The organism is Streptococcus equinus ATCC 9812 (assembly GCF_000187265.1).
Taxonomy (GTDB): Bacteria; Bacillota; Bacilli; order Lactobacillales; family Streptococcaceae; genus Streptococcus; species Streptococcus equinus.
In genome coordinates this window covers 68,452-86,643 of sequence record NZ_GL698431.1, presented here as the reverse complement: position 1 = coordinate 86,643, position 18,192 = coordinate 68,452, and the positions used below count along the sequence as shown (strand labels likewise).

Below are 18,192 nucleotides of genomic sequence, written 5' to 3'. Positions count from 1 at the left end.
GGTCCCTTGACAATGGGGGCATAAAGGGGCAGTCTAATCCAACTTAGCTTTGATTTCGATATGAGATGGATGCTGCCGAGCGCAGAGAATAGAAATATTTTTGTCTTTCAATCCGATTAAATCTGTGGTATTCTTAAGTAGTTCCATATGAGCCTTTCTAATGAGTTGTTTGGTCGCTTTTCATTATAAGTCATATGGGACTTTTTGTGTACACTCAAAAGCTCTATAATCTCCACAGTGGAGTTACCCACTATAGAAATTATAGAGCCAATTTTTCCTAGACTTTTTCGTTAGTGGCTTCTTGATATTTTCCAAGAATTTGCCCAATCTCTTCAAGGCGACTGTTTGTTTCTTGTTCAAAAAGTCGTCGTTTGTAATCCAAATCTTTACTGATACTTTCAAGCTTTGGTAATTGTTGATTGATATTTTCGATAGAGCGACTAATTTTAGAAATGTCATCAACAATTCTGTTACTGATGTCATTGACATCAGTGATTTCTTGAGTATATTCTTCGCGCTTTTGGTAGGCTTGATAGGCTGCAAAACCAGCGCAGCTTGCCACACCAAATGCGACAAGATGTGCTAATTTCATTTTTCTACCTCTACAGCGATTTGTTTAGCTAATTTTCCAAGTGCTTCAAAATCTGGTTCGTGTTCTGTGAAGTTAAGTGAGAACTCATCATCAGAACCATAACGTGGAATAAGATGAACGTGAGCGTGGAAAACAGTTTGCCCAGCGATTTCTTCGTTGTTGTTTACGATGTTCATACCAACAGCTCCAGTTGCTTTTTGGACGGCACGCGCAATTTTTGGTAAGCGAGCAAATAATTCTTGTGATGTTTCTTCTGACATGGCAAGAACGTTGCGAACGTGTTCTTTCGGAATGACTAAAGTGTGACCTTTAGTTGTTTGTGAGATATCTAGAAAGGCTAAGACTTTATCGTCTTCATAGACTTTTGATGAAGGGATTTCACCAGTGATAATTTTACAAAAGATGCAATTTTCCATTTGAATCACCTATATTCCTTTGATTTTGTTATAATTATTATATCAAAAAAATGTGGGTAGTTTATGTTAAAAATTGAAAATCTTACAGGTGGATATGTTAATATCCCAGTTTTAAAAAATATTTCTTTTGAAGTAAATGATGGTGAACTTGTTGGATTAATTGGTCTAAATGGTGCTGGAAAATCAACAACCATAAATGAAATTATTGGACTTTTGACGCCTTATCAAGGTCAAATTACGCTAGATGGTTTGACTTTGGATAATAATCAAGCTGATTATCGTAAAAAAATCGGTTTTATTCCTGAAACGCCAAGTTTATATGAAGAATTGACTTTGCGTGAGCATTTGGAAACTGTTGCTATGGCTTATGGTCTTGAGTTTGAGGCTGCTATGGCGCGTGCAAAAGAGTTGCTAAATCTTTTCCGTCTGTCTGATAAACTTGATTGGTTCCCGATTAATTTTTCAAAAGGGATGAAGCAAAAGGTCATGATTGTTTGTGCTTTCATGGTTAATCCAAGTTTATTTATCGTCGATGAACCCTTTTTGGGGTTGGATCCGTTGGCTATTTCTGATTTAACAGATTTGCTGGCGCAAGAAAAGGCTAAAGGTAAGGCGATTTTGATGTCGACACACGTGTTAGATGCTGCTGAAAAAATGTGTGACCGTTTTGTGATTTTGCATCATGGTCAAGTAAGAGCTGTAGGAAATTTAGCTGAATTGCGAGAAACTTTCGGTCAGGAAGACGCTAGTTTAAATGATATCTACATAGCTTTGACTAAAGAGGGATGAGAATGAAAGAAGTTTTTCAAAAACGACGTCGCCTCTTTTTAGGGCAATGTCTGAAGTATTTACGATATGTCTTAAATGACCATTTTGTTTTAGTGCTGTTTTTCTTGCTTGGATTTTCGATGTTTCAGTATGGAAAATTATTGCAGCATTTTCCCAAAAATGTCATTTGGCTAGAAATTATTTTAGCTTTTGTGGCGCTTGCTATGCTTAGCCTTGGAAAAATTGCGACTTATATTGAGGCACCGGATAAGTTGTTTTATCTTCCTAAGGAAGAAGAAGTTGTAAGCCTGATTCATCAAGCACGCATTCGTTCATTTGGTATTTGGACGGTGATTCAGACAGTTGTGCTGATTTTATTAGCACCGATTTTCTTCAAATTGGGAATGTCGCCAGCTATTTTTATTGTATTGGTGATTGTTTTAGCTATTCTGAAATGGTTTGTGATGACAGAAAAGGAAAAAGTCTTTTTTAAAGATGGATATTTTTCATGGGAAAAAGCTATTAATTATGAATCGAAACGTCGTCAAGGAATCCTGAAGTTCTTTGCTCTCTTTACAACTGTTAAAGGTATTTCAGCTAGCGTAAAACGTCGTGCCTATCTTGATAAATTGCTACTTTTAGTTAAGAAGACACATGCTAAAACATGGTCAAACTTGTACCTTCGTGCTTTTCTTCGCAGCTCGGATTATTTAGCGCTAACTTTGCGTTTATCACTACTAAGTATTTTAGCTTTGCTATTTATTCCAAATCATTTAGTAGCAGCAGGTCTTGCACTTGTTTTTAACTACCTTTTACTCTTTCAGCTATTGAGTTTAGCCCAACATTTTGATTATCAATATTTAACACGTTTATACCCAATATCAGAAACACAGAAAAAGGCTAATCTAAAGGTATTTTTGAGATGTTTATCTTATTTGATTAGTTTAATTGAGCTTGTTTTATGCTTCTCATTGAAAGCAGCAGGTCTTATCATTTTAGTGACTGTAATTGTTACAGAATGGTATCTTCCTTACAAAATCGCGAAGATGATTGACTAGCTGGTGTAAAACAAGTAAAATAAAGGTGAAGAAATGTATAGTAATAGAATAGAAAAGGAGGGCAGATAGGTGACAACAGTATCAGATCAGGAATTGACAATGACACCTCTTCGAGGTAAAAGTGGCAAAGCTTTTATTGGTCAATATCCAAATGGTGAAAAAATCTTTATCAAGTTTAACACAACACCAATTTTACCAGCTCTTGCAAAAGAACAGATTGCACCCCAATTGTTGTGGGTACGTCGAACTGGTAACGGCGATACAATGAGTGCACAGGAATGGCTTGATGGAAGAATTTTGACTAAGGAGGATATGGGTAGTAAACAAATTGTCCATATTCTTTTGCGTTTACACAAGTCACGTCCATTGGTTAATCAATTATTGCAGTTGAACTATAAGATTGAGAATCCATATGATTTGTTGGTTGACTGGGAAAAAAATGCACCGTTACAAATTCGTGAAAATACTTATTTGCAAAGTATTGTAAAAGAATTAAAACGCAGCTTACCAGAGTTCCACTCAGAAGTTGCGACAATTGTGCATGGTGATATTAAACACAGTAACTGGGTAATCACAACAAGTGGTATGATTTATCTAGTTGACTGGGATTCAGTTCGTTTGACAGATAGAATGTATGATGTAGCCTTTCTTTTGAGTCACTACATTCCTTACACACGTTGGGGTGAGTGGTTGAATTATTATGGCTATAAAGATAATGAAAAAGTACGCAGTAAAGTGAAATGGTACGGACAGTTTTCATATCTTTCACAGATTTTGAAATGTTTTGACAAACGAGATATGGAGCACGTAAACCAAGAAATTTACGGCTTACGAAAATTTAGGGAGTTAGTTAGTAAAAATAAATAATGCGAGTTAGAAAACGTAAGGGTGCTGAGGAGCACTTAGAAAATAACCCACACTATGTTATCTTAAATCCAGAAGAAGCAAAAGGTCATTGGCGCGAAGTTTTTGGTAATGATAACCCAATCCACATTGAAGTTGGTTCAGGAAAAGGAGCATTCATTACAGGAATGGCCTTGCAAAATCCTGATATTAACTATATCGGAATTGATATTCAAGTATCAGTATTAAGTTACGCTTTGGATAAAGTTCTAGATAGCCAAGCACCAAATGTTCGTTTGCTACTAGTTGATGGTTCAGATTTGACTAATTATTTTGAAGACGGCGAAATTGATTTGATGTATTTGAATTTCTCAGATCCATGGCCTAAGAAACGTCATGAAAAACGCCGTTTGACTTATAAGACATTCTTGGATACTTACCGTCAGATTTTACCTGAACACGGTGAAATCCACTTCAAAACTGATAATCGAGGCTTATTTGAATATAGCTTAGCAAGCTTCTCACAATATGGCATGATTTTAAAACAAGTTTGGTTGGATTTGCATGCTAGTGATTTTGAAGGAAATGTTATGACAGAATATGAGGAAAAATTCTCTAAAAAAGGTCAAGTCATTTACCGTGTGGAAGCACAATTTTAGTAATTTTCTGAATACTATCAAAAGAAGTGAATAGTATTTCTGTTGGAGAGGTTACATAGTGGATGAACGTTGTAATGTTTTGAGGGTTCGGGTCTCTTCCTCTCCTTACACAATTTGATACAAAAAGAAATGTCCTTTGATTTTTTTCATTTGAAAACATCAGGGATGTTTTTTCGAAAAGATTTAGAAAAGTTATAGGTTGGTAATTAATTATGATTACCTAGAATAATTGAGGCACGTGCCATTGTTAAAAGTCAGAATTTTTTTAAGAAAACATCATAGATTGATTTCATATTTGCTGGTTATAATTTCAGTTATCCTGCTTTATAAAGACATTGTTGACGAGGGTGGCGATTGGCTAATTTTATCAGTTTTAACAGGATTGTTAGTAGTTGTAATTCTGGAGCACTATTTAAGTCGAAGGAGAGATCTTGTCACTCATTTCATTCTAGAAAGCTTAGAACATTTTGCGTTGTATGCTGTTGACTTAGATGATTGTTATATGGCTTTCAATAAATCTGATATAGAATTAGTTGAAAAATTTTATGAGTTTACACCTGTAATTGGTGGGAGTGTTTATGCAAATTTGACTAATGATCAAGCGATTCGCTTAAAGAATAATATTGAACGAGCTAAGAAAGGCGAAACGTTTAGCTTCACTGATGAAGTTAAACTGGATGGTAAAACCTATTATTGGGAAAAAATGTTTGCTCCTTTTTATAATAAACGAAAGAAATTAATTGGAGTAGTTTGTTTTACGATTGATATCACTGAGCAAAAACTTCGAGAAAATGAATATGAGCGATTGATTTATCAAGATATGCTAACGGGTGTTTACAATCGGCGTTTCATTGAATTGGCTTTTAATGAGTGTGCTCGCAATAAAGTAGACCCTATCACCATTATCATGTCGGATTTGAATAAATTTAAGGAGGCTAATGATACTTACGGCCATGCTGCAGGAGATCAAATTTTGGTGAAATTTGGAGATATTTTAACTAAGGTAATGCCCGAGAAAGCTGTAGTTGCACGTCTAGGTGGTGATGAGTTTGCTGTTTTACTTCCCGAAGTTTCAGAGAAGCAGGCTGAGTTTTTAATGAATCTTGTCAAGATAGAAATGATGACTGAAGATATGCCTGTCACAGTTTCACTTGGTTCTTATACAGATTCTTACGAGGCACATAAATCATTTGTTGATTTTTGTGCGTGCGCTGATGAGAGAATGTATCGCGATAAAAATCAGAAAGGATAACGCTTATGATGTATCAAGAGGTTGTTATTGTAATTCCTGCCTTTGAACCAGACCAACGCATGCTGGAATTGTTACGAGATATTCGAGCACGAGAAAATAAGCCGTTTGAGATTGTCCTTATTGATGATGGTAGTGGTCCTGATTATAAAGCTTTATTTGAAGAAGCTGAGGAAAAATATGCTTGTCATTTATTAACTCATCCTGAAAACAAAGGTAAAGGTCGTGCTTTGAAGACAGCAATCTCTTATATCCTTGAAAAACTTCCGCAAGCTAAAGGAATTGTAACGATTGATTCTGATGGTCAGCACACTTATGAAGACACATTAAAATGTTTGGATGAATTTTTGCGTTATCCTGATAGCTTAGTTCTTGGTGTGAGAAAGTTTGAAAATTCTGTTCCACTTCGCAGTCGTTTTGGTAATGTACTGACTCGTGATGTCTTGGACGCTTTTACTGGTATGAAAGTGTCTGATACACAAACTGGTCTTCGTGTTTTACCAGCAAGTTGGTTAAAAGAAATGCTTGATGTCGAAGGCGAACGTTATGAATTTGAAATGAATATGCTCTTAAAAGCAAAAGAAGATGCTATCCCAATTCGTGAAGTTGGTATCGCGACGATTTATCTCGATGAAAATCAATCATCACACTTTGATGTGGTGCGTGACTCGCTTCGCATTTATAAAGTTTTCTTCAAGTATATTTTCTCATCACTGTTCTCATTCTTAGTTGATATCATTGCTTTTACAATTCTAATTTCATTGTTAAATGGACTTAGTTTTAGTGCAGTTACTCTGGCATCCGTTTTAGCACGCGCGATTTCATCAGTAGTGAATTATTTCTTGAACCATAAAGTTGTTTTCAAAAAAGGAAAAGCAAGCTCTGCTGTTAAGTACTTTACCTTAGTTGTAGTGCAAATCATGGTATCAAGTTTTTTGGTAACCATCGTCGGAAATGCTTTGACAGCTGTTCCAATCTCAATTGTCAAAATTGTAGTGGATGGTATGCTTTTCTTCGTTAGCTACTTTGTTCAAAAGCACTTAGTGTTTAATGGAGGTGAAAATGAAGAAAGTTAAAAATTTATTATACATTGCAGCCTTCATTACGACAGTTTTTTACCTCAGTTGGCGTTTGGTGGCTACAATTCCTTGGCATGATTCTTGGTTTGCTTTGGTCTTTGGGCTATTGTTGTGGTTAAGTGAACTGGTTTCTGCGGTTACTGGCTACGTTCTCATTTTGAATAAGCAAAAGAATTTTCAACTTGAAAAGCCTGAGATTTCTTATGACCGTTATCCTGATGTGGATGTTTTGATTGCGACTCACAATGAAGATCCAGATTTGCTCTATAAAACCATCAATGCCTGTACTTTTATGGAATATCCTGACAAGTCAAAGGTTCGTATCTACGTTTGTGATGATACCAATCGTCCAGAAGTAGCAAAGATTGCAGATGAGCTTGGAGTGGGTTATTTTGGACTGTCTGATAATAAAGATGCAAAATCGGGGAACTACAATAATGCACTTAGTAAAACATCAGCTCCGCTTGTAGCGACTTTTGATGCAGACATGATTCCTTATCGTGAATTCTTGATGGAAGCTGTGCCGTATTTTATCGAGCAGGTTGAAGCATACGAAAAAGGTGAGGAGTACACTAAACCGAAAATTGGTTTAATTCAAACACCGCAAAGTTTTTACAATGCTGACATTTTCCAATACAATCTGTTCTCAGAAGAAACACTTCCTAATGAACAAGATTTCTTTTCAAAAGAAATTAATGTCTTTAATAATGCACGTGGTGCAGCGATTTATACTGGTTCAAATACCGTGATTTTCCGCAAGGCGATTGAAGATGTAGGAGGCTTTCCGGTAGGTACCATTACTGAGGATTTCGAACTTGGTGTTCGAATGAATGCGGCTGGTTATGTGAATTACTCAACTAAAAATCCCATGGCAAGTGGTTTGACACCGACAGATTTGAAAAGTGTTATCAAACAACGTGTCCGTTGGGGACGTGGTGTTATTAAAAGTAGTTATAACATGAACGTTTTCTTCAATCCAAAATTGACAAAAGGACAACGTCTTGTATACTTTAATAGTTATCTCTATTGGTGGTCATTCTTTAGACGGTTGTTGTATATCTTGGCGCCGATTTTGTTCACTGTTTTTCATGTGCGTGTAGTTGTCTCAAATATTTGGTTGCTTTTCTTCTTCTGGTTACCAAGTTACGCTTTGACACGGATTTCTATGCGAGAGGCCTCAAAAGATTACCGTACACAGGTGTGGGGTGAAATTGTTGAAACTATTTTTGCACCTTACTTGGTTATTCCTTTGATGCTGGAATCATTTGGAATTAGCGAAAAAAAATTTAAGGTTACTCCTAAAGGAAATGATTCTTCGTGGACCTTATATCTTTATGCTATTCCTTATGTTATCCTCTGGGGACTTGCGATGTATGGCTTGATAACATTTAACTATGGAAAATTTGGTTCAGAACTGTTTTATGGTAGCATCACTAGTTTCTGGTTAATGTATCACATTGTCAATTTGACGTTTGCCATTTTCTGTGCAATTGGTCGTCCGACTTATCGTAATAGTGAACGTTTTATCGTGGATGAACCAATGGTTATTGATGCCGACGGAGAGTCTTACGATGTCAGAGTTTGTGATATTTCAGAAACGGGGATTTCATTTAGCTCACCTTTGCCATTGTACTTGCCCCCCAAAAAAGAGTTGACACTTCATTTGCAATCACGAAATTACCGTGCTCTTACAAAAGGTCATGTGGTTCGTGTTGTGGTCAATGATGAGGCTAAAGGTTGGCGTTACGGTGTTCAGTTCACAAGTGTTGAGAAAGCTGATATTCGTCAATTCTATCAATACATTTATGACCGAATTAATCATAATTTGCCAACAAAGAAAGATTCTTGGATGACAACTTGGGATGATTTGCTTGAAAACTTTAATCAACGATTTCAAAGTAATGAACGTCCAGAATCCCCTTATGATAAGATTGCTTTGCCGAAGGTTAGATTGAATGAAGAAGTGGATTACGGCGGACAAACTCGTCAGCTTAGAAAGACAAATTATTATTACATGACTTTTTCTGGACGTTTAGAAAATCCGCGTAGAAAACCAATTGTCGATTTTATCTATCATGACGTCTTTTTCAAATTAGCTTTTGTATCACATGACCCCGATATGGACGAATCCATTTATCAGGTAATCAATTTGCCATCGATAGAAAAAATACCTGCTTTTAAAGCTTTAGCAAATGAATGGAGGGAAAAGGTATGATTACTATTCTTAGATTACTTTTGTTCTTTGCTATTACTATGGGATACAATGCATTTTTCCGAAATGCCTTGAAAATGAATCGTCGCTTGACTTGGGTGTTTACTTTTTCAGCTATTACGTTAGTCTTTCACATTGGTAGTTTGATTGGTTTGATGCTACCGACGGTTTATGCCATATCAGTTGTTGGTTGTTTGCTTAGTCTTTATTATCTTTGGTCAGTTTGGAAGAAAAGGGTCAAATTTCGAAGGTTAGATATCATTGCAATCGGAATGATGTTTTACCTTTTGTTGTTTGGATTGACGCTTTGGAAATCTCCAATTCTGCATTATGATAATTTTACGCATTGGGCGACAATTGTAAAATTTTTCCACATTAATAACACACTTCCAACACAATATGATACGATTATCAGCTATTATACTTATCCTGTTGGTAGCTCTTTGTTCATTTATTTCTTCACAACAATTGTTGGTTTCTCAGAAGGCAGCATGTTGGTTGGGCAATTCTTCCTAATTGCATCATGTCTTTATGCTATGTTTGGAGCGCTTCGTGATGACCGTCGTATGTTGATGATTGCCATGATTTTTGCATCATTTGCAGCTTTTAATACTTTCAATATTGCCATTCGTTTGAACAATCTACTGGTTGACTTTTTGTTGCCAGCTTTGGCTCTAGCAGCGATAGCAGGATGTTTTGCCTATCGCAATCGTTTCTGGATGCTGTCAATTCATATGATGGTTGTTCTTGGAATGCTAAGTATTGTTAAGGTTAGTGGTTTGTTTTTTGTATTGCTTGCTTTAATTGTTTACATCGTCTGTATGATGCGCTTATTTGTCCAAAAAAGAGCACGTTTGAAAGCACTTGGTATGATGTTGCTTACTTTAGCTGCAAGTTTCTTGCCATTTTTTATTTGGCAAAAACACGTTTCAGCTAACTTTCCTGATGCAGCAAGTGCTAAGCATGCGGTATCAATGGCGGATTTAGAGAAAATCTTGTCTGGTCATATTTCAGGCGTCCCAGAAAAAATCATCAATTTATTTGTGAAATCAATTTTTAATGTTAGCAGTTTAGCGACACAAGGATTTATTCTCATCAATGTGATAATGCTAGTTGCTTTTGTTATCATTGGTATTCGATTGAAACACAAAAAAGAAATTTTTTGGACTTGGTTTTTCATCGATATGTCGTTTGTGACTTATTATATCAGTATTTTACTGATGTATTTGACAGCTATGCCGACAGAAGAAGCTTTGCAATTAGCTGGATTTGAGCGCTATGCATCAAGTATGGTTATCTTTACTTTTGGCTATATGGTCATGGCTCTTGCTTGGGAAATGGATAAATGTTTGTATGAACAAACGTTTAGTCGTCGAAATGCAAAATCTTATAAGAGTTTGCTTAATAAACGATTGTATCAATATGTGACTTTAGTTTTGTCGATTTATGCAGTTGGTATGTTTTTGTCCGAAAATAACGGCATTGTCTTTAATAATAATCAAGAAACTAATAAAGTCTCAAAAGAACTTCATCAACTTGTTGGAAATAAGATGGATGATTCTAAAGACAGAATCTTGGTTGTTATGACAGATAAAGGAAATGTCGATAGTTTCTTTATCCAGTATGCTAGCCGTTATTATCTTTGGAATGAAAATATCGATGCCAGAGATGATTTTACATTTTCAGATAAAGATTTTATCGCGCTTTTGAAGGCTTATGATAAGGTATTGATTCTAGAAGACCACTATACATTCAATGCTTTAACGAAGAAACTTTTTGGCAGAACTTATTTGCCAGGTCTTTATAAGACCTCAGATATTCTAAATGAAAAAGGCTGAGTTTTATTGATGGATAAGCTTTTAACTTGTCAAAGTTATAGAAATATGGTATGATGATATAAAATAAGTAGAAGGAGGCGGAGTTTGTTACTTCGCCTCTTGTGTGTGCTTAATACTAGTTTAGTTAAAGCGATTTCTACGAGTAGCATTGAGGTGGCTTGAAAAGGTCAGCCGATGTGATTGAACTTTCTATTTTATTTTAATAGATAAAGGAGGGGATTCTTATCGCAAACGCAAATACAATCATTGAATTGGTTACAGAAGTTGTTGCACCTGCTATTAAAGAACCGTTTGAATTGGTTGATGTTGAGTACGGTAAAATGGGCAGTGACTATGTCCTTAGTATCTTAATCGACAAACCAGGCGGTATCACAGTAAATGATACAGCTGATTTGACTGAAATTATTAGTCCTCTACTTGATGCTATCAAACCAGATCCGTTCCCAGAACAATACATGCTAGAAGTTTCTAGCCCTGGTTTAGAGCGTCCATTGAAGACTAAAGAAGCTCTTGAAAAAGCTGTAGGATCTTATGTCAATGTTAGTCTTTACAAAGCCATCGACAAAGTTAAGGTATTTCAAGGAGACCTTGTTGCTTTTGATGGTGAAACATTGACAATTGATTATTTGGACAAAACACGCAAGAAAACTGTTGAAATTCCGTATTCAACTGTTGCAAAAGCGCGTTTGGCAGTGAAATTGTAGTCAACTGTTATAAACTACAATCTGATTTTATTTAGATATAAACGAAAGGATAATGCTCTGCCTATTGTGGAGCAATGAAAAAAATGAGCAAAGAAATGCTAGAAGCCTTCCGTATTTTGGAAGAAGAAAAACACATTAACAAAGACGATATCATCGACGCTGTAAAAGAATCATTGAAATCAGCTTACAAACGTCGTTATGGTCAATCTGAATCATGTGTTATTGAATTCGACGACAAAAAAGGTGACTTTAAAGTCTACACTGTTCGTGAAGTTGTTGAAGAAGTTTTTGATAGCCGTCTAGAAATCAGTTTGTCAGATGCATTGAAAATCAGCTCAGCTTACGAACTAGGTGACAAAATTCGTTTTGAAGAATCTGTTGCTGAATTTGGTCGTGTTGCTGCTCAATCAGCTAAACAAACTATCATGGAAAAAATGCGCCGTCAAATCCGTGAAGTAACTTACAATGAGTACAAACAACACGAAGGCGAAATCATGACTGGTACAGTTGAACGCTTTGACCAACGTTTCATCTACGTTAACCTTGGCTCTCTTGAAGCACAATTGTCACACCAAGATCAAATTCCTGGTGAAACATGGAAATCACACGACCGTATCGAGGTTTACGTATACAAAGTTGAAAACAATCCAAAAGGTGTTAACGTCTTTGTAAGTCGTAGCCACCCTCAATTCATCAAACGCATCATGGAACAAGAAATTCCTGAAGTATTTGACGGAACTGTTGAAATCATGAGCGTTTCTCGTGAAGCTGGTGACCGTACAAAAGTTGCTGTACGTAGCCACAATCCAAACGTTGATGCTATCGGTACAATCGTTGGTCGCGGTGGAAGCAACATCAAGAAAGTTATCAGCAAATTTCATCCAAAACGTTATGATGCAAAAGCTGGCGTTGAAGTTCCTGTTGAAGAAAACATCGATGTTATTCAATGGGTTGAAGATCCAGCAGAATTCATCTATAACGCTATTGCACCAGCCGAAGTAGATATGGTTCTTTTCGATGAAGAAGACAGCAAACGTGCAACAGTTGTTGTTCCTGACAACAAATTGTCACTTGCTATCGGTCGTCGTGGACAAAACGTTCGTTTGGCTGCGCACTTGACTGGCTACCGTATCGACATCAAATCTGCTTCAGAATATGAAGCACTTGAAGCTGAACGTGCAGAACAAGTAGCTGCTCCAGCTGAAACTGCTGAAACAGAAGTTGTAGCAAACGACGCAGAATAAGAAAGATAGAGGTGTTTCATGGCTAAAACACGTAAAATACCTTTAAGAAAATCAGTTGTTTCAGGTGAAGTTATTGATAAACGTGATTTACTTCGCATTGTTAAGAACAAAGAAGGTGAGATTTTTATCGATCCAACTGGTAAGCAAAACGGTCGTGGGGCTTACATCAAGCTTGATAATGAAGAAGCACTCCAAGCCAAAGAAAAACGCGTCTTTAATCGTAGCTTTTCAATGGAAGTTCCTGAATCATTTTATGATGAATTGATTGCTTACGTAGATCACAAAGTCAAAAGAAGAGAGTTAGGTCTTGAATAACCGCGAAAGATTGTCAAATTTAATTGGGCTGGCACAACGTGCAGGAAAAGTTATTTCTGGAGAAGAATTAGTCATTAAGGCTATCCAATCTGGTAAAGTAAAACTTGTTTTTCTGGCAAATGATGCTGGTGATAATTTGACAAAGAAAACAACTGATAAAAGTCAATATTACAAAGTAGAAGTCTCCACAGTGTTTAACACACTGGAATTAAGTGTTGCACTTGGCAAACCACGTAAAGTAGTTGCCATAGCAGACGCTGGATTTTCAAAGAAAATGAGGACTCTTATGAACTAACAGAATAGGAGGACATCAATTGTCAAAGAAAAGATTATATGAAATCGCTAAAGAACTGGGCAAATCAAGCAAAGAAATTGTTGACTACGCTCAAGAATTAGGACTTGATGTGAAGAGTCATTCTTCTAGCGTTGACGAATCTGATGCCAAACGAATTGCGGCAAAATTCTCAGGCAATGCAAAACCTGCTGCGGCGAAAGCTAAAGTAGAAAAAGCTGCTGAGAAAACAGTTGTGGAAGTTCCTAAAGCAGCTCCTACAAAACCTCAGAGTCGTAATTTCAAGGCAGAACGTGAAGCGCGTGCTAAAGCCGAAGCTGAAAAACGAGCTAAAGGCGGCGATAAAAAGCGCAATAACAATCAAGGACGCGACAATCGTTCTAATCGTGACAGACAAGAGAATGCCCAAAACAATCGCAAACATCGCGATCGCAATTCTCAAAATCATAATCGAAGAGATCAACAGCGTGATAATCACCAAAGAAATCAGCGAAATGATCGCAATCAATCAGCTAAGCCACGTATCGATTTCAAGGCACGTGCAGCTGCATTGAAAGCAGAACAAAATGCTGAGTATTCTCGTCAAAGCGAAAATCGTATCCACGAAAAAGCAGCTGCTAAGCGTAAAGCAAAAGCAACTAAAGAACAAGAGCACAAAGCTCGTGTGGATGCTAAAGCTAAGGCTGAAGAACACAAAGTAAAAACAGCAAAACCTGCAACTTCTGCTCCTAAACATGTCGTAGCAGAACAAGCAGCACCTGCTGTGGACAAACGTCGTAAGAAACAAGCTCGTCCTGAAAAATCACGTGATTATGAACGTGATAATGAAGATGGACCACGCAAGAATAGAAAAAACTGGAATAATCAAAACCAAGTGAGAAATCAAAGAAATAGTAACTGGAATAATAACAAGAAAAACAAAAAAGGTAAACATAATAACAATCGTAACAATACTCCAAAACCTGTAACAGAGCGTAAGTTCCACGAATTACCTAAAGAATTTGAATACACTGAAGGCATGACTGTTGCTGAAATTGCAAAACGTATCAAACGCGAACCAGCAGAAATCGTCAAAAAACTCTTCATGATGGGTGTTATGGCAACTCAAAACCAATCCCTCGACAGCGATACAATCGAATTGTTGATGGTTGATTATGGTATTGAAGCTCATAAAAAAGTTGAAGTTGATGAAGCTGATATTGAACGCTTCTTTGTAGATGAAGATTACCTCAACCCTGATAAATTGGTTGAACGTGCTCCTGTCGTAACAATCATGGGTCACGTTGACCACGGTAAAACTACCCTTCTTGATACCCTTCGTAATTCACGTGTCGCAACAGGCGAAGCTGGTGGTATCACTCAACATATCGGTGCTTACCAAATCGTTGAAAATGGTAAGAAAATTACCTTCCTTGATACACCAGGTCACGCGGCTTTCACATCAATGCGTGCACGTGGTGCCTCAATCACAGATATCACTATCTTGATTGTTGCCGCTGATGACGGTGTTATGCCTCAAACAATTGAAGCCATTAACCACTCTAAAGCTGCTGGTGTCCCAATCATTGTTGCTATCAACAAGATTGATAAACCAGGTGCTAACCCAGAACGTGTTATCGGTGAGTTGGCAGAACACGGAATCATCTCAACTTCATGGGGTGGTGATTGTGAATTCGTTGAAATTTCAGCTAAATTTGGTAAAAATATTGATGAATTGCTAGAAACAGTTCTCCTTGTTGCTGAAATGGAAGAATTGAAAGCTGACCCAACAGTTCGTGCTATCGGTACAGTTATCGAAGCTCGTCTTGATAAAGGTAAAGGTGCTATCGCAACACTTCTTGTTCAACAAGGTACTCTTCACGTTCAAGACCCAATCGTTGTTGGTAACACATTTGGTCGTGTTCGTGCTATGGTTAATGACCTTGGACGTCGTGTAAAAGTAGCTGAACCATCAACACCAGTATCAATTACCGGTTTGAATGAAGTACCTATGGCAGGTGACCACTTCGCCGTTTATGAAGATGAGAAAGCTGCGCGTGCCGCTGGTGAAGAACGTGCTAAACGTGCATTGATGAAACAACGTCAAGTAACACAACGTGTTAGCCTTGAAAACCTCTTTGATACGCTTAAAGCAGGTGAAGTTAAGACTGTTAACGTCATCATCAAAGCCGATGTACAAGGTTCAGTTGAAGCTCTTGCTGCCTCACTTCTTAAAATTGATGTTGAAGGCGTGAAAGTCTCAGTTGTCCACTCAGCTGTTGGTGCTATTAACGAATCAGACGTTACCCTTGCTGAAGCCTCAAATGCCTTTATTATTGGATTTAACGTACGTCCTACACCACAAGCACGTCAACAAGCAGAAACTGATGAAGTGGAAATTCGTCTTCATTCAATTATCTACAAAGTTATCGAAGAAGTTGAAGATGCCATGAAAGGTATGCTTGACCCTGAATACAAAGAAAAAATCATCGGTGAGGCTATCATCCGCGAAACCTTCAAAGTTTCTAAAGTTGGTACAATCGGTGGATTCATGGTTACAAGTGGTAAAATCACTCGTGATGCTAACGCCCGTGTCATCCGTGACGGTGTCGTTATCTTCGACGGAAAACTTGCTAGCCTTAAACACTTCAAAGATGACGTTAAAGAAATCGGAAATGGCCAAGAAGGTGGTTTGATGATTGAAAACTACAACGACATTAAAGTTGATGACGTTATCGAAGCTTACGTAATGGAAGAAATTAAACGTTAAGAAGTAAGACAGAACCCCAGAGAGCAGGTTCGTCGTCTTGCCTAAACGTTACAATTTATAAACGAATAAAAAGCTAGGCGTGCTTAGCCTAGCTTTTTTCAAAAAAGATTAGAAAGGAAAAATTATGGCTAATCATCGTGTCGACCGTGTTGGTATGGAAATCAAACGTGAAGTAAACGAAATTTTACATAAAAAAGTTCGTGACCCACGTGTTCAAGATGTCACAATTACTGATGTTCAAATGCTTGGAGACCTTTCAATGGCTAAAGTGTACTACACAATTCATTCTGAACTTGCTTCAGATAATCAAAAAGCACAAATCGGTCTTGAAAAAGCTAAAGGAACTATCAAACGCGAACTTGGTCGCAACTTAACAATGTACAAAATTCCAGATTTAACATTTATCAAAGATGAATCAATCGAATACGGAAATAAAATCGACCAAATGCTTCGTGATTTGGAAGCTAAAAAATAAAACAAATGAAAGCTCGCCACAGGCGGGCTTTTTTTTGTGCTATAATGAAATTAATTTAGCGAGGAAAGTAGAGATATGAAAATTACAATTTATTTAGGTTCAAGTTTTGGGAATGATTCTATTTATACGGAAATGGTTGTAAAACTAGGTCACTGGTTAGTAAGTCAAAATCATCAATTGGTTTATGGTGGAAGTAAGGATGGTTTGATGGGCTGTCTTGCTGACACAGTTTTAGCTGATGGTGGTGAGGTGTATGGTGTTATTCCGCTTGATTTTCAAAAACGTGAAAAAGTACATCTGCATTTGACAGAGTTAACCTTAGTGGCTGACATGGATGAGCGTAAGCGTATGTTAATGGATAAAGGAGATGTCTTACTAGCTTTGCCAGGAGGACCGGGCACACTTGAAGAGATTGTTCAAGCATTTTCTTGGGCGCGTATTGGACTGCATCACAAACCTTGCCTTTTTCTAAATATCAATGGCTATTATAATCCCTTGATTGAGCTATTTGACAAAATGGTATCAGCTGATTTTATCAGTCAAGAAGTTCGTGACAAGGCAATTTTCGTTAACGATTTAAAAGAGCTTGAGGCAGTTTTAAAATAGGGAAGAGATTTATGGATATTAAGGCACTCTTTTTAAAAGATGATGAACTTATAGGGATTTTAAAAAGAATAGCTGCGCTTAAGTTGAAGGATTCTTGGCTAGCTGCAGGGACTTTGCGAAATTATATTTGGAATGTCTTATCAGGAAAACCAGGTCTATCAGATGCAAGTGACATTGATGTTGTCTTTTTTGACCCTGAGGTAACTTATGAGAAGACTCAAGTTATTCCAAAACGGTTGCAAGCAAGTTATCCCAATTATCAATGGGAAGTTAAAAATCAAGTTCTCTTGCACCAACATAGTCCTCACACGGCTCCCTATCAAAGTGCAAAAGATGCTGTCAGCAAGTACCCAGAACGTTGCACAGCAATTGCTGCAAGATTGCAAGATGGTGAGTTTGAACTCTTTTTACCATATGGTGATGAGGATATTCTTAATTTTATTGTTCAGCCAACACCTCATTTTTTAAATGATGGCGAGCGGATGCGTGTTTATCGTGAGCGATTGAAAAAGAAAAATTGGCAAGAAAAATGGCCTTGCTTAAGAATTTTTATCTAAATTTTTACAGAGCACCTAAGTGCTCTTTTTTGTTGACAAACGTAGACGATAAAATTATAATGGATTTATAAATGTAAACTAAAAGGTTTTAGAAAGGAATAAGATGTCAATTTCAAGAGCAGAATGGGAAATCATGCGAGTGGTTTGGACGAAAGAAGAAACAACAAGTAGTCAGATTCTTGCCATTTTAGGTGAAAAAAATGATTGGACAGCTTCAACCATTAAGACGCTCTTAAAACGTTTGGTAGATAAAGGATTTTTATCTCGACAAAAACTTGGCAAAAGATTTCTTTACTCAAGTAAGGTCTCTGAGCAGGAAGTAATGAATCAGCAAGCTGATGACTTATTTTCAAAGTTTTGCCAGCGCAAGCATGTGGCTATTTTGAAACACTTGCTAAAAGAAGTACCAGTGACTGATTCTGATATTGATGACTTGCAAGCTCTGCTATTGTCTAAAAGAAAAGAAACTGTAGATGAAGTACCTTGTAATTGTATTCCTGGACAATGTCGCTGTAAAGAGCATTTAGAACTCTAAT

Annotated in this window: 19 protein-coding genes; 17 read left to right on the top strand and 2 right to left on the bottom strand. The window is 37.1% G+C overall.

Annotated elements, in window-relative coordinates:
- Positions 1-277: 277 nt before the first annotated feature.
- Complete coding sequence (locus HMPREF0819_RS07345; protein WP_003067479.1) at positions 278-592, bottom strand: hypothetical protein; 315 nt, start codon at positions 590-592, stop codon at positions 278-280.
- Entirely contained in the window at positions 589-1,008 is a 420-nt protein-coding gene (locus tag HMPREF0819_RS07340) for an HIT family protein (protein ID WP_003067477.1), read from the bottom strand. The genes HMPREF0819_RS07345 and HMPREF0819_RS07340 overlap by 4 nt, the downstream gene beginning before the upstream one ends.
- Positions 1,009-1,071: 63 nt before the next feature.
- Between HMPREF0819_RS07340 and HMPREF0819_RS07335 the strand changes: the two genes are divergently transcribed.
- From HMPREF0819_RS07335 to HMPREF0819_RS07255, 17 genes are all read left to right on the top strand, one after another.
- Entirely contained in the window at positions 1,072-1,797 is a 726-nt protein-coding gene (locus HMPREF0819_RS07335; RefSeq protein WP_003067475.1) for an ABC transporter ATP-binding protein, read from the top strand.
- A gap of 2 nt (positions 1,798-1,799) precedes the next feature.
- Positions 1,800-2,834 (top strand): ABC transporter permease, encoded by a 1,035-nt coding sequence (locus tag HMPREF0819_RS07330; RefSeq protein ID WP_044023454.1) that lies wholly within the window; start codon positions 1,800-1,802, stop codon positions 2,832-2,834.
- A 69-nt stretch (positions 2,835-2,903) separates the two neighbouring features.
- Positions 2,904-3,701, top strand: a complete 798-nt coding sequence (gene ccrZ / locus HMPREF0819_RS07325) for a cell cycle regulator CcrZ (RefSeq protein ID WP_003067471.1) — start codon at positions 2,904-2,906, stop codon at positions 3,699-3,701.
- Positions 3,701-4,336: a tRNA (guanosine(46)-N7)-methyltransferase TrmB gene (gene trmB, locus HMPREF0819_RS07320; RefSeq protein WP_003067469.1), complete on the top strand. Its 636-nt coding sequence runs from the start codon at positions 3,701-3,703 to the stop codon at positions 4,334-4,336. Before ccrZ ends, trmB begins: the two co-directional genes overlap by 1 nt.
- Positions 4,337-4,574: 238 nt before the next feature.
- The gene (locus HMPREF0819_RS07315; protein ID WP_044023453.1) at positions 4,575-5,588 is read left to right on the top strand and encodes a sensor domain-containing diguanylate cyclase; all 1,014 of its coding nucleotides are present in this window, start codon (positions 4,575-4,577) and stop codon (positions 5,586-5,588) included.
- A 5-nt stretch (positions 5,589-5,593) separates the two neighbouring features.
- Positions 5,594-6,661: a bifunctional glycosyltransferase family 2/GtrA family protein gene (locus HMPREF0819_RS07310; protein ID WP_003067464.1), complete on the top strand. Its 1,068-nt coding sequence runs from the start codon at positions 5,594-5,596 to the stop codon at positions 6,659-6,661.
- On the top strand, positions 6,648-8,879 hold the full coding sequence (locus HMPREF0819_RS07305) for a glycosyltransferase family 2 protein (protein WP_044023452.1): 2,232 nt from the start codon (positions 6,648-6,650) through the stop codon (positions 8,877-8,879). Before HMPREF0819_RS07310 ends, HMPREF0819_RS07305 begins: the two co-directional genes overlap by 14 nt.
- Positions 8,876-10,714 (top strand): hypothetical protein, encoded by a 1,839-nt coding sequence (locus HMPREF0819_RS07300; RefSeq protein ID WP_044023451.1) that lies wholly within the window; start codon positions 8,876-8,878, stop codon positions 10,712-10,714. The genes HMPREF0819_RS07305 and HMPREF0819_RS07300 overlap by 4 nt, the downstream gene beginning before the upstream one ends.
- A gap of 206 nt (positions 10,715-10,920) precedes the next feature.
- Complete coding sequence (gene rimP / locus HMPREF0819_RS07295) at positions 10,921-11,418, top strand: ribosome maturation factor RimP (protein ID WP_044023450.1); 498 nt, start codon at positions 10,921-10,923, stop codon at positions 11,416-11,418.
- A gap of 83 nt (positions 11,419-11,501) precedes the next feature.
- Entirely contained in the window at positions 11,502-12,662 is a 1,161-nt protein-coding gene (nusA, locus tag HMPREF0819_RS07290) for a transcription termination factor NusA (protein WP_044023462.1), read from the top strand.
- Between the two features lie 18 nt (positions 12,663-12,680).
- Positions 12,681-12,977 carry an RNase P modulator RnpM gene (gene rnpM / locus HMPREF0819_RS07285; RefSeq protein WP_003067455.1) on the top strand — a complete coding sequence of 99 codons (297 nt, stop codon included), beginning with the start codon at positions 12,681-12,683 and terminating at the stop codon, positions 12,975-12,977.
- Positions 12,970-13,272, top strand: coding sequence for a YlxQ-related RNA-binding protein (locus HMPREF0819_RS07280; RefSeq protein ID WP_003067452.1), 303 nt, complete (start codon positions 12,970-12,972; stop codon positions 13,270-13,272). The genes rnpM and HMPREF0819_RS07280 overlap by 8 nt, the downstream gene beginning before the upstream one ends.
- Before the next feature lie 19 nt (positions 13,273-13,291).
- Complete coding sequence (infB, locus tag HMPREF0819_RS07275) at positions 13,292-16,018, top strand: translation initiation factor IF-2 (RefSeq protein WP_003067450.1); 2,727 nt, start codon at positions 13,292-13,294, stop codon at positions 16,016-16,018.
- A gap of 124 nt (positions 16,019-16,142) precedes the next feature.
- On the top strand, positions 16,143-16,493 hold the full coding sequence (rbfA, locus tag HMPREF0819_RS07270; protein ID WP_003067449.1) for a 30S ribosome-binding factor RbfA: 351 nt from the start codon (positions 16,143-16,145) through the stop codon (positions 16,491-16,493).
- Positions 16,494-16,568: 75 nt separating this feature from the next.
- Positions 16,569-17,099, top strand: coding sequence for an LOG family protein (locus HMPREF0819_RS07265; RefSeq protein ID WP_003067447.1), 531 nt, complete (start codon positions 16,569-16,571; stop codon positions 17,097-17,099).
- A gap of 11 nt (positions 17,100-17,110) precedes the next feature.
- On the top strand, positions 17,111-17,656 hold the full coding sequence (locus HMPREF0819_RS07260) for a nucleotidyltransferase family protein (RefSeq protein ID WP_003067445.1): 546 nt from the start codon (positions 17,111-17,113) through the stop codon (positions 17,654-17,656).
- Positions 17,657-17,759: 103 nt separating this feature from the next.
- On the top strand, positions 17,760-18,191 hold the full coding sequence (locus HMPREF0819_RS07255; protein ID WP_003067444.1) for a CopY/TcrY family copper transport repressor: 432 nt from the start codon (positions 17,760-17,762) through the stop codon (positions 18,189-18,191).
- Position 18,192 lies beyond the last annotated feature (1 nt).

Bases quoted from the DNA above. Each gene is read 5' to 3' on its own strand.
- HMPREF0819_RS07330 (WP_044023454.1), top strand. From the start codon at position 1,800: ATGAAAGAAGTTTTTCAAAAACGACGTCGCCTCTTTTTAGGGCAATGT.
- nusA (WP_044023462.1), top strand. From the start codon at position 11,502: ATGAGCAAAGAAATGCTAGAAGCCTTCCGTATTTTGGAAGAAGAAAAA.
- rnpM (WP_003067455.1), top strand. From the start codon at position 12,681: ATGGCTAAAACACGTAAAATACCTTTAAGAAAATCAGTTGTTTCAGGT.
- HMPREF0819_RS07345 (WP_003067479.1), bottom strand. From the start codon at position 592: ATGAAATTAGCACATCTTGTCGCATTTGGTGTGGCAAGCTGCGCTGGT.
- HMPREF0819_RS07305 (WP_044023452.1), top strand. From the start codon at position 6,648: ATGAAGAAAGTTAAAAATTTATTATACATTGCAGCCTTCATTACGACA.
- HMPREF0819_RS07310 (WP_003067464.1), top strand. From the start codon at position 5,594: ATGATGTATCAAGAGGTTGTTATTGTAATTCCTGCCTTTGAACCAGAC.
- HMPREF0819_RS07340 (WP_003067477.1), bottom strand. From the start codon at position 1,008: ATGGAAAATTGCATCTTTTGTAAAATTATCACTGGTGAAATCCCTTCA.
- rbfA (WP_003067449.1), top strand. From the start codon at position 16,143: ATGGCTAATCATCGTGTCGACCGTGTTGGTATGGAAATCAAACGTGAA.
- trmB (WP_003067469.1), top strand. From the start codon at position 3,701: ATGCGAGTTAGAAAACGTAAGGGTGCTGAGGAGCACTTAGAAAATAAC.
- HMPREF0819_RS07260 (WP_003067445.1), top strand. From the start codon at position 17,111: ATGGATATTAAGGCACTCTTTTTAAAAGATGATGAACTTATAGGGATT.
- HMPREF0819_RS07255 (WP_003067444.1), top strand. From the start codon at position 17,760: ATGTCAATTTCAAGAGCAGAATGGGAAATCATGCGAGTGGTTTGGACG.
- HMPREF0819_RS07265 (WP_003067447.1), top strand. From the start codon at position 16,569: ATGAAAATTACAATTTATTTAGGTTCAAGTTTTGGGAATGATTCTATT.
- HMPREF0819_RS07335 (WP_003067475.1), top strand. From the start codon at position 1,072: ATGTTAAAAATTGAAAATCTTACAGGTGGATATGTTAATATCCCAGTT.
- HMPREF0819_RS07300 (WP_044023451.1), top strand. From the start codon at position 8,876: ATGATTACTATTCTTAGATTACTTTTGTTCTTTGCTATTACTATGGGA.